The 15,916-nt window shown below is 64.0% G+C and carries 10 protein-coding genes and 3 pseudogenes; 7 read left to right on the top strand and 6 right to left on the bottom strand.

The features are described from left to right. Nucleotides 1-32 precede the first annotated feature (32 nt). Nucleotides 33-935 carry a LysR family transcriptional regulator gene (locus WJU18_RS02780; RefSeq protein ID WP_423458660.1) on the bottom strand — a complete coding sequence of 301 codons (903 nt, stop codon included), beginning with the start codon at nt 933-935 and terminating at the stop codon, nt 33-35. Nucleotides 936-1,051: 116 nt separating this feature from the next. Between WJU18_RS02780 and WJU18_RS02775 the strand changes: the two genes are divergently transcribed. From WJU18_RS02775 to WJU18_RS02755, 5 genes and pseudogenes are all read left to right on the top strand, one after another. Beyond that, nucleotides 1,052-2,767 carry a sulfatase-like hydrolase/transferase gene (locus WJU18_RS02775; protein WP_423458659.1) on the top strand — a complete coding sequence of 572 codons (1,716 nt, stop codon included), beginning with the start codon at nt 1,052-1,054 and terminating at the stop codon, nt 2,765-2,767. Further along, nucleotides 2,760-3,209: a cupin domain-containing protein gene (locus WJU18_RS02770; protein ID WP_423458658.1), complete on the top strand. Its 450-nt coding sequence runs from the start codon at nt 2,760-2,762 to the stop codon at nt 3,207-3,209. Before WJU18_RS02775 ends, WJU18_RS02770 begins: the two co-directional genes overlap by 8 nt. Before the next feature lie 36 nt (nt 3,210-3,245). Next, on the top strand, nt 3,246-4,226 hold the full coding sequence (locus WJU18_RS02765; protein WP_423458657.1) for a Bug family tripartite tricarboxylate transporter substrate binding protein: 981 nt from the start codon (nt 3,246-3,248) through the stop codon (nt 4,224-4,226). A 172-nt stretch (nt 4,227-4,398) separates the two neighbouring features. Then, nucleotides 4,399-5,834, top strand: a pseudogene (locus WJU18_RS02760) (MFS transporter). A gap of 16 nt (nt 5,835-5,850) precedes the next feature. After that, nucleotides 5,851-6,615 (top strand): class II glutamine amidotransferase, encoded by a 765-nt coding sequence (locus WJU18_RS02755; RefSeq protein WP_423458656.1) that lies wholly within the window; start codon nt 5,851-5,853, stop codon nt 6,613-6,615. Between the two features lie 13 nt (nt 6,616-6,628). Here WJU18_RS02755 and WJU18_RS02750 read toward each other — a convergent pair. Beyond that, nucleotides 6,629-8,178 (bottom strand): annotated as a pseudogene (locus WJU18_RS02750) (MFS transporter). A gap of 395 nt (nt 8,179-8,573) precedes the next feature. Between WJU18_RS02750 and WJU18_RS02745 the strand changes: the two are divergent. Beyond that, nucleotides 8,574-8,732: a DUF1328 domain-containing protein gene (locus tag WJU18_RS02745; RefSeq protein WP_423458655.1), complete on the top strand. Its 159-nt coding sequence runs from the start codon at nt 8,574-8,576 to the stop codon at nt 8,730-8,732. Nucleotides 8,733-8,745: 13 nt separating this feature from the next. Here the strand turns inward: WJU18_RS02745 and gshB are convergent. Both gshB and WJU18_RS02735 read right to left on the bottom strand, forming a co-directional pair. Continuing rightward, a pseudogene (gshB, locus tag WJU18_RS02740) lies at nt 8,746-9,692 on the bottom strand (glutathione synthase). Nucleotides 9,693-9,696: 4 nt separating this feature from the next. Further along, nucleotides 9,697-10,878 carry a benzoate/H(+) symporter BenE family transporter gene (locus tag WJU18_RS02735; protein WP_423458654.1) on the bottom strand — a complete coding sequence of 394 codons (1,182 nt, stop codon included), beginning with the start codon at nt 10,876-10,878 and terminating at the stop codon, nt 9,697-9,699. 103 nt (nt 10,879-10,981) lie between these two features. Between WJU18_RS02735 and WJU18_RS02730 the strand changes: the two genes are divergently transcribed. After that, on the top strand, nt 10,982-12,184 hold the full coding sequence (locus tag WJU18_RS02730) for a CaiB/BaiF CoA transferase family protein (RefSeq protein ID WP_423458653.1): 1,203 nt from the start codon (nt 10,982-10,984) through the stop codon (nt 12,182-12,184). 165 nt (nt 12,185-12,349) lie between these two features. Here the strand turns inward: WJU18_RS02730 and WJU18_RS02725 are convergent, their stop codons facing one another. Both WJU18_RS02725 and gshA read right to left on the bottom strand, forming a co-directional pair. Continuing rightward, entirely contained in the window at nt 12,350-14,218 is a 1,869-nt protein-coding gene (locus tag WJU18_RS02725; RefSeq protein WP_423458652.1) for a potassium transporter Kup, read from the bottom strand. A 274-nt stretch (nt 14,219-14,492) separates the two neighbouring features. Beyond that, complete coding sequence (gshA, locus tag WJU18_RS02720) at nt 14,493-15,776, bottom strand: glutamate--cysteine ligase (protein WP_423458651.1); 1,284 nt, start codon at nt 15,774-15,776, stop codon at nt 14,493-14,495. Between the last annotated feature and the right edge of the window lie 140 nt (nt 15,777-15,916).

The following is a 15,916-nucleotide window of genomic DNA, read 5'->3' as shown; positions in this document are numbered from 1 at the left end:
TCCCGCCGCCAGCGCATGGCTCGGTGCGGCGCTCAGGGCATGCCGGCGTGCCGGGCCTCCTGTTCAAAGGCATCCAGAAGACGTTGCGCAGGTAGTGTGAGAGGCACGTCGGCACGCCACATGATGTAGACCGGTGTCACCGGCAGGGGATCCTGGATCGGCAGTTGCACCAGGCCCATGGGCGGCCCGAAGAATGAAAAGAAGCCCTGCGGCATGACCGCCAGGTAGTCATGCGTGCGCACCAGCGCCAGCAAGGTGGAAAACGATTCACAAACCAGTGGCGTGGCACGCGCCTCGGCCCCCGCTGGCCACAAGCCCAGCTGCGCCGGATCACCCGGCCCGCCGGCTGGCCCTGTCAGCACCCAGGAGGCCTGCGCCAGCGCAGCCAATCGGCGCGCGCCCTGCAAGCGATGGCCTTTGCGCGCCGTGACCACCAAAGCGCTGGAAAAAAGCGGCTGCACACGAATGTCGTGACGGTCGCCATCGGTTGGCAAAGGCCCGATCGCCAGATCGATCTCCCCCGCGCGCAACTGGCTGAATGCACGCGGGTAAAGCGTATCGAGCAGCCGTACGTGTACCGTCGGCCAGCGTGCGGTAAAACGCGCCATCGTGCCCGGCACGAGCAGCGCGGCGGCGGCCGGCGAGACGCCCACCGCCAGTGAGGCATGCGTTCTTTCCACGTGCCAGGCCACTTCCTGGCGGGCACGCTCGATTTCGCGCAGTGCCACGGCAGCCCGCGCCGCCAGCAACTCCCCCGCGGGCGCCAGCCGCGTGCCCCGCGGGGAACGCGTGACCAGCGTGGTGCCCAACTCCTCCTCCAGTTGGCGCAGCGCTTTGGTCAATGCCGGTTGCGATACATGCATCACATCCGCCGCGGCGCGCAGGCTGCCGGTTTCGGCGATGGCTTGCATGAGTTGCAGGTGTTGCATGCGCATGCGGTACTCCTATCCGGTATTCGATCTGTGATAGCCCTAGGTTATCAAGATGCGCAAAAGCGTGCCCATAGCCGCCGGATCCTGCCTACGATGGAACCATCTTCCGGAGACAAGCCGTGGGCCAAGTCAAGAATATTCTCTTCATCATGTGCGATCAGCTGCGGGCCGATCATCTCTCGTGCTATGGCCACCCAAAGCTGCATACGCCAAACCTGGATGCACTGGCCGCGCGCGGAGTGGTGTTCGACCGGGCTTACGTGCAATCGCCGGTGTGCGGCCCCTCGCGCATGAGCTATTACACCGGCCGCTACGTGAACTGCCACGGCGCGAGCTGGAACTTCGTGCCGATCCGCGCCGGGGAGATGACCCTGGGTGATCACCTGAGACCGCTGGGTGTGCGATCGGTTCTGGTGGGCAAGACGCACATGCGCGCCGATCTCTCCGGCATGTCGCGCATGGGGATCGATCCGCACTCACAGGTGGGCGTACGCATCGCCGAATGCGGCTTCGACCCCTATGAGCGCGACGACGGCATCCACCCCTATTCCGGCCACGATCCCGACCCAGCCTACAGCGACTACCTGCGCGCGCAGGGTTTCGGTGGCGATAACCCCTGGGAAGAATGGGCCAACTCGGCCGAGGATGAGGACGGCACGCTGCACTCAGGCTGGTTCCTGAAGTATTCCAACCGCGCCGCGCGCATTCCGGCCGAACACTCTGAGACCCCCTACATCACCCGCCGTGCCATGGATTTCATCCGCGAGGCGGGTTCACAGCCCTGGGTACTGCATCTTTCCTATATCAAGCCGCACTGGCCTTATCTGGCGCCCGAGCCCTATGCCAGCATGTACAGCGCGGCCGATGCATTGCCCGTGGTGCGCAGCGAGGAGGAGCGGCACGATCCGCACCCGGTGTATGCCGCCATGATGGAGCACCGCGTTTCCAGGACCTTCTCCGAGCCCGGCGTGCGCGAGGCCGTGATGCCCGGCTACATGGCGCTCATCAAACAGATCGACGATGAACTGGGCAAGCTGTTCGCTTTTCTGGACGAGCAAGGGGTGAGCGATCGCACCATGATCGTTTTCTGCGCTGACCATGGCGACTATCTGGGCGATCACTGGCTGGGCGAGAAGGACTTGTTTCACGAACCGGTGATCCGCACGCCGCTCATCATCCATGACCCCGATCCGCGCGCCGACGCCACGAGGGGTTCGCGCTGTAGCCAGTTGGTGGAGGCGATCGATCTGGCGCCCACTTTTCTCGACGTGTACGGCGGCACGGCGCTGCCGCACATCCTGGACGGACTCTCCTTGCGGCCTTTGCTGTTCGGCCAGCAACCAGCGGAATGGCGCCAGCACGTCGTGTGCGAATACGACTTCTCTTTCCAGGATTCGCGCATCGCGCTGGCGGTGAAACCCCGGGATGCCTGGATGCGCATGATCTTTGACGGTCGCTGGAAGTACGTGCTGTTTGAAAACTTCCGTCCGATGCTGTTCGATCTGCAGAGCGATCCACAGGAATTACATGACCTGGGCGCCAGCCAGGCGACCGAGCATGCAACCGTGCGCGCCCGCCTGCATGAAGCGCTTTTCAAATGGGCGCGCCAGCCACGCCAGCGGGCCACCGTGGCGGATGGCACCATCGAGTCCATTCAGGTCCAGGAACGCATTTCGGAGGGCGGCATCCTGATCGGCTACTGGGACGAAGACGACCTCGCCCAGGCCCGCGCCCGCTTCAAGCCGCGCTTCGCCGCCACCAACCCGCTGGTCAAGCCCACGCTGGACCGGCTCACCTTTTCATCCACACCGGAGCAGGAGCAAGACCATGCCTGAATTCCCCGACATCACGCGCGCACAATCCGGCCTGGACGGCGTGTCCTGGAACATCCTGGGGCAGATCTACGTCCCCAAGCAGATCACCGAAGACAGCTTCGCCTGGCATGCCACCTTTCCGGAAGAAACCTTCGTTCCGCCCCACGTTCATCATGAGCAGGACGAATACATCTTCGTCATCGACGGCCGCATCGATCTGATCCTGGACGGCCGCCGCCAGACCGCCATGGCAGGGGATCTGGTGCGCATGCCGCGCGGTCTTCCGCACGCCTTCTATAACAACTCGGGCAAGGCGGTCACCGCACTGTTCTGGGCAGCGCCAGCAGGACGGCTGGTGGATCTTTACCGGCGCATTCACAACATGTCCAGCCCCGCCGATGTGGTGCGGGTGGCCGATGACTATGGCGTGCACTTTTTCCCGCCGGTATCCGCGGCGGCCTGAGGCCCAAGACCCGGCACCACACCCTAGGAACTTCCCATGACCAATCGCCGCCAATGCCTGAGTATGCTCGCCGCGGGTGCGGCGCTGGGCTGGAACGCTCCAGCGCTGGCGCAGCCCGAATATCCCAGCCGGCCCGTCCGCCTGATCGTGCCCCTGCCTCCTGGCAGCCCGCCCGACGTGCTGGCACGCCTGGTCGGCGAACGGTTGCAGCAGCAGTGGAAGCAACCCGTGATCGTAGAGAACAAGCCAGGCGCCACCGGCATGATCGGCATGGATCAGGTCGCCAAGGCGCCCCCCGACGGCTACACCGCCGGCGTGCTGTTCATGACCCACACCGTCCTGCCGGAACTGTTCGGCAAGGTGCCCTACGATACCGCGCGCGATCTGACGCCATTGGCTAACCTCGTCTGGATCTATAACGTGCTGGCCGTGCCCGCCCAGTCACCCCTCAAGAGCGTGCGCGATCTGGTGGCGCAGGCACACTCTGCCCCTGGCAAACTGACTTACGGCTCGGGTGGGCTGGGCTCGCCAGCGCATCTGTTGGGCGAATCGTTCGGTCAGATCAGCAAAACACAGATGCTCCACGTGCCTTTCAAGGGGCCGTCCGAAGCCATACAGAGCCTGTTGGGCCAGCAGGTGGACCTCATGTTCGCCACCAATTCGGTCGCCGTACCCATGGTGCGCAGCGGCAAACTGCGCGCACTAGCCGTAACCAGCCCCACCCGGCTGCCGGCGCTGCCCGAGATCCCTACGATGGCCGAAGCCGGGGTCAGCGGTTTCGGCATCCGCGAATGGGAAGGCCTGGTCATGCCGCGCGGCGTACCGGCCCCCATCGTGGACAAGTGGAGCCGAGCATTGGCCGACATCGTCGCGCAACCCGATTTCAAGGACCGCCTGACCGAACTGGGCATGACCGCGGCTGACGCCAACTCGCCCCAGTCTTTCGGCCAACTGATCCAAAGCGAGTTGAACTACTGGGCCAAAGTCGTCAAGACAGCCGGACTGAAAGCGTCCTGAGCGCGCTCCGCTCCCGCCTCAAGGGGCCGAAAAGCTATCATTCAAGCTTTACGCGCCCGCATCCGGGAGGAACCTGGGAGGCGCGCGAAGCCGCGCCAGTCATGTCCAGCCCCCTCCGCCCGCGCCGTCCAGCCAGCCTCAGGCCGGTGCGCCAGCCAACTCTTCCGAAGCGCTGCGCGCCCGCTATGGCGAGCGGTACCGCTGGCTGCTGCTGATGACCGTGATGATGGGGACCGTGGCTTCCGTCATGTCGTCCACCGTGGTCAACGTGGCCATACCCGGTCTGTCGCACCACTTCGGCTTGGGTCAGGACCGTGCACAGTGGGTCACCAGCGGTTTCATGGTGGCCATGACGGTATCGATGCTGACTACGCCTTGGCTGCTGGCGCGCTTCGGCTACCGGGCCACCTACGCCGGCTGCATGTGGCTGCTGATGGCCGGCGGCCTTGGAGGCGGCTTCGCACAGGACTTCCCCCTGGTGCTGGCCGCCCGTGTGGCAGAAGGCCTCGCTGCCGGCGTGGTGCAGCCAATTCCCGCCATCATCATCATGCGCGCGTTCCAGCCGCAGGAGCAAGGGCGCGCCATTGGCCTGTTCACCATGGGCGTGGTGCTGGCGCCAGCGCTGGGCCCTTCGATCGGCGGCGTGCTGGTGGATTGGTTCGGCTGGCGCTCGATTTTCTTCATGGTGGTACCGTTCTGCATCGCTTCGCTGTGGCTGGGACGCCGCTTTGTGCCTGCCACGGCACCAGGCGGCGCAGTGGCCAGCCGCAGCGAGGCGCTGGATTGGGCGGGCTTGGCGCTCGGCACGGCCGGTACGCTGAGCCTGCTGGATGGCCTGGTGTCGCTGCGAGCAGGCCCCCCATCCGTGCTGCCGGCCTGTTGGCGCTCGCGGGCATATGTTTCGGTATCTTCCTTTGGTGGCAGGCACGGCGCACACGCCTCGGCCAGGCATCGCTGATGAATCTGCGCCTGTTTGCCTGGCGGCCATTCGCGATGGGCAGCCTGGTCACGGCCATCTACGGCACGGCACTGTTTGGCTCCACCTATTTGCTGCCCGTCTACATGCAGATGGGATTGGGCCTGTCGGCATCCAGTGTCGGGATGGTGCTGCTGCCTTCGGGTCTCGTCCTGGCGGGCGCCATTGCCATCGTCTCGCGCCTGGCCGATCGCTTGCCGGCTAATGTGCTGGTCAGCACCGGCCTGGCGATCCTGACGCTTTCGTTCGCGCTGATGGTCACGCTGGGCCCCAGTGCCAGCCTGTGGATGCTCATCGCCTACAGCGCCATCGGCCGCATTGGCCTGGGGTTCATCCTGCCTTCGCTCAACCTGGGCTCCATGCGCGGGCTCGAAAAAGACCTGATCTCGCAAGCCTCCAGCGTCATCAATTTCATACGCATGCTGGGAGGAGCCGCTGGTGTGAGCCTGTGCGCCATCGCGTTGGAATGGCGGCTGGCCTCGCATGGTGCCTCCCTCGCCGGCGGTACCAACCTGCCGGCCCGGCTGGCAGCTTTCAACGAAGTATTTCTCATGCTTGCTGCCCTGTGCGCGCTCGCCATGCTGGCAGCCCGCTACCTCGGATCGCACAGCCGGCTTCAGAACAACCCCTGACCACCACACCCAAAAAATGTGCCAACTGCTGGGAATGAACTGCAACACGCCGACGGACGTGACTTTCTCCTTCGCCGGTTTCGCGCAGCGTGGCGGCCGGACTGACCACCACGCCGATGGCTGGGGCATCGCGTTCTTCGAAGGACGCGGCGCGCGGCTGTTCGTCGACCCTGGGGCCGCGGCCGATTCACCCGTGGCCGATCTGATCCAGCGCTATCCGATCAAGAGCAGGAATGTGATCTCTCACATCCGCAAGGCGACCGTGGGCCAGGTGATGCTGGAGAACTGCCACCCCTTCGTGCGCGAGCTCTGGGGCCGTTACTGGGTATTTGCGCACAACGGCGACCTGAAAGACTATGCGCCCCGCCTGCACGGCCACTTCCACCCCGTGGGATCGACCGACAGCGAGCAGGCCTTCTGCTGGTTAATGCAGGAATTGTCCAAAGCCCATGCCACGGTGCCGCCGGTGGAGGAGTTGACGCGCACGCTCGCCGAATTGGCGCCGCAGGTGGCCCGGTTCGGCACCTTCAATTTCCTGCTCTCCAATGGTGAGGCGTTATGGGCGCACGCCTCGACCAAGCTCTGCTATGTCGTGCGCCAGCACCCTTTCGCCAGCGCACGGCTGTCGGACGAAGATCTGGCGGTCAACTTCGCAGAACACACCACTCCCAACGACCGTGTGGCCGTGGTGGCCACTACACCGCTGACTTGCGACGAAACCTGGATACCGTTTGAATCAGGGGAGTTGAAGGTGTTCGTGGACGGGGCTGCTTTTCTCTGAGCACCTGTTTGGCTCACAACGCGTCGGCCCGCCCACCCCGCACTGTGGTCTCCCGCACCGCACGCCTTACCACAGGCGGGTTCTCGCCGATGTGATAGGCCATCTTGCGGTCGCGCAAGGCGGCATCGGTCACGCTGGCCCGGTCGAAGCGGCGCAGGTGGTCCGTCCAGGAGGCATCTTCGATCACTTCGACGAAGCGGCCGGGGTCATTGATATCCGAAAGAAGATCCCACGCCAGCGCACCTTGCCGCAGCCGCGAGCGACGGCTTTCCTCCATCAGCGCGCGAAAGGCTGGGGCCTGCGCGGGATCGATCTGGTATTCGATGGTCACCAGCACGTGGCCGCTTTCGGGCGGGGCCACCACCTTGGGCAACGGCAGCGGACCTGCGGGCGTCGGGTCTTCCATGAGGCCCCGATCCGGCCAGCGCCAGCAGACAAAGAGCATCACGATGGAGCCACTGACCGCCCCCACTGCCAAGGCCATGGGCACGCTGCTCAGGGTCGCCACCTGCCCCCACACGGCAGCGCCCAGGGCGCTGGCGCCCATGATGGCCATCTGATACATCGACATGCCTCGCGCGCGCACCCAATCCGGCAGGCTGATCTGCGCCGAGACGTTGAGAGAATTGGCCGTGGTGAGCCAGGCGGCGCCGCAGACCGCCATGGCGGCCACACCCACCCAGAGGTTCGTGTTGAAGGCCATGACAGCCATGGTCAGCGCCTGCGTGAGAGCGCCCGTCAGTACCAGGCGATCACGGGAGAAACCCTGGCGCAGGCGCGGCAGACCGAAAGTGGAAATCACCGCTCCAGCTCCCATGGCGGCCAGCAGCATGGTGAAGGTACCGGCATCGCCACCCTCTATGTTGCGTGCCACCAGTGGCAACAGCGCCATGAGTGCGGTGGAATGGAAGAAGAAGATGGCGATACGGGCCAGCACCCCTTTGAGGTGATAGGACTGGGCTACATATTGCAGGCCCACCCTCATGGCGCCGGTCAGCCGCTCGCGCCCCAACGGATCGGGGGTATGTTCCCGCTTCCAGCGCGTGATGACCACCGCCGCCCCCACCGAGAGCACCGCGTTCAGCATGAACACCCAGGCACTGCCCAGCGAAGCAATGATGGTGCCGGCCAGCAGGGGCCCCAGAATACGCGAGGTATTCATCGACACCCCGTTAAGCGCCAAAGCCGCCGGCAATTGATGGCGCGGCACGAGTTCAGGCACGATGGCGGAGAACACGGGCCAGCGCAGCGCCAGGCCAATGCCGTTGAGGAAAATCAGCAGGAGCAGCAGGGGGGCGTCATCAACCCCGAGAAGACCGCCATTGCCAGCAGGCTCCCCACGATCGCCACCCAGACCTGGGTAAAGAACAGGAAACGCTTGCGATCCAGGATGTCTGCCAGCGCCCCGGAGGGTAAGCCCAGCAGAAACACCGGCATGGTGGCGGCCGTTTGCACCAGCGCCACCCAGATGGGTTTGGACGTGAGCGTAGTCATCAGCCATGCCGAAGCCACGTCGTTCATCCACATGCACAGATTGGCGATCAGCCAGGTGCCCCATAGCATGGAGAACACACGGTGTCCGAACGGCGCCAGCGCGCCATATTCGTCGGCGGAGGGCTGGGCTGCGGTGGCGGTCACCGGGGGATCAGAATCTGGCATGAGCGACCGATGATATTACTGCGCCCTCAGTGCGGCTTGGCGGCTGGTGAATAACCAACAAGCGGATTCAAGCACCCCGCCGGCAAACATCGGCCAGAACCGCCCTGTGGAGAGCTAAACAGCACGCCCCGTCAACCGCCTCCTACACCGCCACCGCCTCCTCACCCACAGCCGCCGGGGATCACCACAGACAGTCCAGAGTCATCCGGCCCTTGAAGATAGAACCAAGCCGCATGGCATTCAAAGGACTTACCTTTTAGCCATGGCGGCTGCATGACCCTTAAAAGGAGACGCTTGCCATGCTGCATTACGCCGTTGTCTTTTTCATCATCGCCATTATTGCCGCCGTGCTTGGATTTGGGGGCATTGCCGCTGGTGCGGCAGGCATCGCCAAGATTCTGTTCGTCGTGTTCCTGATTCTGGCTGTCGCCAGTCTGGTGTTCGGTCGCAAGCCATAGTGAACAAGTATCGTCAGGCGCGAGCCGCCTTCTCCACCGCATCAATATACAGCGCTGGCACGTCGCACCCTGTCTGATCCAGGATTTCCCTGAAACCGGTAGGACTGGTCACGTTGATCTCGGTGACCTTGGTGCCGATGATGTCGAGGCCGATCAGAAGCAGCCCGCGCGGAGCCAGTATCTGGCCAATCGCTCGCGCAGTGGCCCGGTCGGATTCGGTGATGGGCTGGGCCACCCCTTGCCCCCGGCCGCCAGGTTACCGCGCACCTCGGTGCCTTGCGGGATGCGCGCCAGCACGAAGGGCGCGGGCTCCCCGTTGATGATGATGACGCGCTTGTCGCCCGCGGAAATCTCGGGCAGGAATTTCTGCACCATGAAAGTGGTAGCGCCGTTATGGTTGAGCGTTTCCGTGATGGAGCCCAGATTGAGCCCATCCGGACCCACGCGGAAAATCCCCATGCCGCCCATGCCGTCCAGCGGCTTCAGCACGATTTCCTTGTGCTCGGCGTGGAACCGCTTCACGTCTTCCGCCGAGCGCGTGACCAGGGTGGGACCCACGAACTGGGGGAACTCCATCACCGCCAGCTTCTCGGGGTGATTGCGCAGCGCCTGCGGGCGGTTGATGACCTTCGCCCCCTCACGCTCGGCCTGCTCTAGCAGGTGCGTGGCATAGATGAATTCAGCGTCGAACGGAGGGTCCTTTCGCATCAGCACCGCGTCGAATTCGGCCAGTTCGGCATCGCGCACGGCGGTTTCCTTGAACCAGGCCTTTTCGTCTCCGGTGAGCGCAATTTCTCGCACCTGGGTACGCACCTTCTGCCCGCTTTCCCAGCGCAGATGGCGCGGCTCACAGGCAGCCACGGTGTGCCCCCGCCGCGTGGCCTCGCGCATCATGGTGTAAGTGGTGTCCTTGTAGGTCTTGAAGGACTCGATAGGATCTGCGACGAAGAGGAGTTTCATAGGGTCAGATGCTTGATTTGTGCCTGTACTGTTGCACAAACAGCGCAATGCTGCCTGCCACCACCCCCCAAAGGGCTGATCCGATACCGGCTATTGCCACGCCCGAAAGCGTGATGAGGAAGGTGATCAAGGCCGCTTCGCGCTCATTTTCCTTTGCCAGCGCCTGCGCCAGGCCTCCTCCTATGCTGCCCAGCAGCGCCAGCCCCGCTATGGCCAGCACCAGCTCTTTCGGAAAGGCCATGAGCAGCCCCGTGATGACGGCCGCGAACACCCCGATCAGCAGACAGAACATGCCGCACACCACGGCGGCCGTGTAGCGCTTGCCTGGATCCTCATGTGCCCCGGGGCCCATGCAGATGGCAGCGGTGATGGCGGAGAGATTGATGGCATAGCCGCCGAATGGCGCGAAGACCAGCGTGGCCACACCGGTCATGGTGATCAGGCGGGATATCGGCTGGTCGTAGCCTGTGGCGCGCATGACCGCGACACCCGGCATGTTCTGCGAAGCCATGGTCACGATGAACAGCGGCAGCGTGATGCTCATGAAGGCGCTGAAGCTGAACACGGGCATGGTGAACACCGGCCGCGCGAACTCCAGCGTCACGGCCGACCACTGCATATGCCCCGCAAACGCGGCCTGCGCCACGCCTGCCAGCAGCGTCAGCACCACGGCATAGCGCGGCGCCAGGCGACGCGCCACGAGATAGGCCAGCAGCATCAGGCCGATCAGCGCGGGGGCCGTGCGCGCGGCCGAGAAGGCATCCAGCGCAAACCGCCCCAACACGCCAGCCAGCAGTGCGGAGGCCAGCGCCATCGGAATGCGGCTCATCGCTCTTTCGAACCACCCCGTGGCGCCCGCCAGGATGATGAGCAGCGCCCCCATCACAAAGGCGCCAATGCCTTCGGCCATGGTGAAGCCGCCCGCCACCGCGGCCGTAGCCACGACAGCCCCACCTGGGGTAGACCAGGCGATCATGACTGGCTTTCGCAGCACGAGCGAGGGAATCACGGTGCACAGTCCCATCCCGATGGAAAGAGCCCAGACCCACGAGGTGACCTGTTCCGGCGTGGCACCCAACGCCTGTGCCGCCTGATAGACAACGGCCACCGAGCTGGCAAAGGCCACCAGTACAGCCACCAGGCCAGCGGTGAAGGTGGAGATGGTCAGGTCACGAAAAAAACGCATCGCGGGATCTTAAAAGGAATTTTTCCCCCTCCTTGACGAAGAATGTTTTGGCTTCGTAAGGGAGAGAAAATGCGTCATTCGCGCCAAACAAGGAACACATGACATGACCAACCCCAGCCCCGCCGCCCTGACCGGCGTGCGCGTGATCGAGATGGGCCAACTGATCGCCGGGCCCTTCGCCAGCAAGACGCTGGGCGAATTCGGTGCCGAGGTCATCAAGATCGAGCCGCCCGGCGCGGGCGATCCGCTGCGCAACTGGCGTCTTCTCAAGAACGGCACCTCGGTGTGGTGGCAGGTGCAATCCCGCAACAAGCGCTCGGTAGCGCTCGATCTGCGGGAAGCCGAGGGACAGGCGTTGGCACGCCAGTTGATCGCCGAAGCGGATGTGCTGGTGGAAAACTTTCGCCCCGGCACATTGGAGGGCTGGGGCATGTCGCCGGAGCAACTGCACCAGCTCAATCCCGGCCTGGTGATCCTGCGCATCTCCGGCTATGGCCAGACAGGGCCTTACCGCGATCTCCCGGGCTTCGGAGTCGTGGGTGAAGCCATGGGAGGCTTGCGCCACCTCACGGCGGAGCCGGGCCGCGTGCCGGTACGGGTGGGCGTCTCCATTGGCGATACGCTGGCTGCGCTGCATGGTGTGATCGGCGTGCTGACGGCGCTCTACCACCGCAAGGTGCAGGGCGGCCGCGGGCAGGTGGTGGATGTGGCGCTTCATGAGGCGGTGTTCAACGTCATGGAAAGCCTGATTCCTGAATACAGCGCGTTCGGCGCGGTGCGCGAGCCCGCGGGCAGCGCGCTGCCCGGCATTGCACCGTCCAACGCCTATCCGTGCCAGGATGGCTGGGTGCTGGTGGCGGGCAACGGCGACAGCATTTTCAAGCGCCTGATGCAGTCCATCGGCCGGGAAGATCTGGCCAGCGCACCCGATCTGGCCGACAACGCCGGCCGCGTGGCGCGCGTGGCGGAGATCGACGCCGCCATTGGCGCCTGGACGCAGGGACGCACCGTGCAGGCCGTGATGGAGCAACTTGCCACCGCGCGCGTGCCCGCCGGCAAGGTCTACACAGCCAAGGATATCGCCGAGGATCCGCATTACCGCGCGCGCGGCATGCTCCTTCCGCAGACCACGCGCGACGGCTATACCGTGGAAGTGCCCGGTATCGTTCCCAAACTCTCAGTCACCCCGGGCACCGTGCGCTCCAGCGCCCCTCATGTGGGTGACGACACGGACAGCGTGCTCAGTGAAATGGGGCTTTCAGCCGAACAGATCAGCCAACTGCGAAAGCGGAAAATCATCCAGTGATCGCGTACCGCATGGCGGCGGACCGCAGGTCGCCTGGTACGCGCCGTCACCCGCTCCATCAAACGGCTGCGGAGCAAGCCATCCGGGGCCGCCGCGGAGCTGGCTCCGCCAGGCCGCTGGCGGCGTCCCCCAGTGGGGGAAGGCGCGCAGCGCCACAGGGGGGCGTCATATCTCGACTTTTGAGCCCAACTCCACCACCGCATTGCTCGGCAGGTTCATGAACTCGGCGGCCGCACTCGCGTTGTGGTGCATCTGCGCGAACAGTTTCTCACGCCAGGGTGCCATGCCCGCACCCAGGCTGGGGCTGACGATATCGCGTGAGAGAAAGTAGCTGGTGCTCATGGGATTGAGGTCAATACCCCGCCCCGTGATCTCCGCCAACGCCTTGGGCAGATCGGGGTCATTCTTGAAGCCATAGTGCACGATCACCTGCCAGCAATCGTGGCCGAGGGGTTCCATCTCCAGCCGCTTGGCCATGCCCACCCAGGGGATCTCATGGTTGCGCACGGTGACGAACAGGTTCTGCCTGTGCAGCACCTTGTTGTGCTTGAGGTTGTGCATGAGCGCGTTCGGCACCACACCCGGCTCGTTGGTCAGGAACACCGCCGTGCCATCCACCCGCAGCGGCGGCGCGATGAAAATGGATTCGAGGAAATCGGTCAGGCCGATCGAAGTGGCGCGGAGTGAGGCACTCAGCAACGCACGGCCGTCGCGCCAGGTCAGCATGAGTGTGAACACAGCACCGGCGATCGCCAGCGGAAACCAGCCGCCGTGGATCAACTTGATCAGGTTGGATGCCCAGAACAGCACGTCCACCGTGAAGAACAGGCCAGTGGCCGCCAGACAGAGCGCCAGGGGCAGCTTCCAGGCGTAGCGGATGACGAAAAACGTGAGCACCGTGGTGATCAGCATGTCGGTGGTGACAGCAATCCCATACGCCGCCGCCAGATTGCCCGAGGAGCGGAACATGCCCACGGCCAACACGATCAGCGCGAACAAGGCCCAGTTGACCAGGGGCATGTAGATCTGCCCCGTTTCCTTGACGTTGGTGTGCAGCACCTGCAGGCGGGGCAGATAGCCCAACTGCACCACCTGCTTGGTCACGCTGAAGGCGCCCGAGATCAGCGCCTGCGACGCAATCACTGCCGCCACCGTCGCCAGCGCCACCAGGGGCAATTGAGCCCAGTCAGGCGCCATCATGAAGAAGGGATTGGCCTTGGCGCTCGGCTCGGCCAGCAGCAGAGCGCCCTGTCCAAAATAATTGAGTGTGAGCGCCGGCATGGCGATGGTGAACCAGGCGATGCGGATCGGCTTCTTCCCGAAATGGCCCATGTCGGCATACAAGGCCTCGGCCCCCGTCACGCACAACACGATGGCGCCCAGCAGAATGAAAGTCAGGCCCGGGTAGTGCCAAGTGAATTTCCAGGCGTGCCACGGATTGAGCGCCCACAGGATTTCCGGGTGCCCCATGATCTGATGAATGCCCAGCGCGGCAATCACCACGAACCACAGCATCATCATCGGCCCGAAGAATTTACCGATCCCTGCCGTGCCACGCTTCTGCACGGCAAACAGCACGGCCAGCACCAACAGGGTGAGCGGGATCACATACTGCGAAAAGCCGGGTGAGACCACCTCCAGGCCTTCCATAGCGCCCAGCACCGTGATGGCGGGGGTAATCACGCCGTCGCCATAGAACAGGCAGGCACCAAAGATGCCGACCGGCAGCATGGCATTGCGCAGGCGCGGGCGATCGGCCACGGCGCGCGAGGCGAGCGTGAGCATGGCCACCAGGCCGCCTTCGCCATTGTTGTCGGCGCGCAGCACAAGCACCACGTATTTCAGGGACACGATAGTGGTCAATGTCCAGAAGAACATCGACAACACCCCATAGACGTTATCCGGCGTGAACTCTACGTGGCCACCGCCAAACACCTCCTTGACCGAATACAGCACACTGGTGCCGATGTCGCCATACACCACGCCAATGGCGCCTACGATCAGCCCCCCCAGGGAAGATTTGGATGCGGACACAAAAAAAGCCTCGTTTTGGCTAGACGAAGCAGTAATCTCGAAGGAAGCTATTTTGCGTCAGCAAAGCTGGAAGCGTATGTCTCTGTTGGATCAGGGCAACTCCCCAGCCGTTTGCGGAATGCACGGTGGAAGCGCCCCTTCGACCTGCCCCTCTCCTGCAAGGAAGGAAGGTGCTCCTCAAATGGCCGCGGAGCAGGCCATGCGCGGGCGCCGCGGAGCTGGCTTTGCCAGGCCGCTGGCGGCGTCCCCCACTGGGGGAAGGCGCGCCAGCGACTCAGGAGGATTCCAGCTCCGGATCAGTGGCTTCCAGTTCATAGCTGGCGGCCACCATCGCCAGGCGGCCGATCACGCCGTACATGTAGAAGCGGTTGGGTGGGCTGGCGCCTGGTTTCACCCCCGCGCGAGGCAACTGGTTGCCGCCCGCGAAGGCCAGCGGCACGAAGCGGGCACCCGGGGCATTGAGGTTCTCATCGGCGCCCCGGTCAGCGTGCACGCGGTAGAAGCCACCCACCACGTAGCGATCGATCATGTAGACCACAGGTTCGGCCACCGCATCATGGATGCGCTCATTGGCCAGCACGCCTTCCTGAATGATCACATCGCCGCTTGGTGGCTGCAGGGTGGCACGGGTGCGTGACTTGCGTGTGAACTGGTCCAGATCCTTCGCGTCGCGCACGGTCATGATGCCCATGCCGCGCGTGCCGTTGTCGGCCTTGACGACCACGAAAGGCTTCTCGTTGATGCCGTATTCCTTGTACTTGCGCCGGATCTTCACCAGCAGCGCATCGGTTTCACTCTTCAGGCATTCCATGCCGGCCGCCTCGTGGAGATCGATTTCGCCGCACGAGGCAAACATGGGGTTGATCAGCCAAGGGTCGATGCCCAGCAGCTTGCCGAAGCGTTTGCTTACTTCTTCGTAGCTCCTGAAATGCCGGCTCTTGCGCCGCACGCTCCAGCCCGCCTGCAGAGGCGGCAACAGGTATTGCTCGTGCAGATCCTCCAGAATGCCGGGGGCCCCGGCGGACAGATCGTTGTTGAGCAAAATGGTGCAGGGGTCGAAATCCTTCAGGCCCAGCCGGTAGCGCATGCGCAGCGCCGGCTCCAGCGTGATCTTTTCCCCATCGGGCAACTTGATCGAGGTGGCTTTCTTGAGCGCCGGATCAATAGAGCCGAAACGCACGTGCAGCCCGGTCTGGCGGAAAATCTGCTGCAGCCGCTCCAGGCTGGCCAGGTAGAAGCTGGAAGGTTTGCCGTTTTCGGGCACGATCATCAGGCCGCGCGCCTCGGGGCAGATCTTCTCGATCGCGGCCTGGGCAGCCTGCACCGCCAATGGCAGGGTATCCGGAGAAAGGTTGTGCCAGCCGTCCGGATACAAGTTGGTATCCACCGGGGCCAGTTTGAAGCCGGCGTTGCGGATATCCACCGAACAATACAGCGGCGGCGTATGTTCCATCCACTCCAGGCGGAACCAGCGCTCAATCACCGGCGTGGCGTCGAGGATGCGCTGCTCCAGCTCGTTGATGGGGCCGGTCAGGGCGGTAATTAGATGGGGGACCATGGGCGGGTGAGCTTGATGGGATAGCCTGCCAGTGTAATTGGCGAGGCGGCGTCGCTTGCTTTTTCCTGAGACCGCCAAGCTCCAGCTTGGCAGGCGGCGTAGCTGGGATCGCTGATGCCAAGCTGGAGCTTGGCGGTCCC

The organism is Ottowia sp. VDI28, assembly GCF_049532675.1.
Classification (GTDB): domain Bacteria; phylum Pseudomonadota; class Gammaproteobacteria; order Burkholderiales; family Burkholderiaceae_C; genus Ottowia.
Note: the sequence above shows the minus strand (reverse complement) of the source record. Positions and strands in the feature narration are given on the sequence as shown.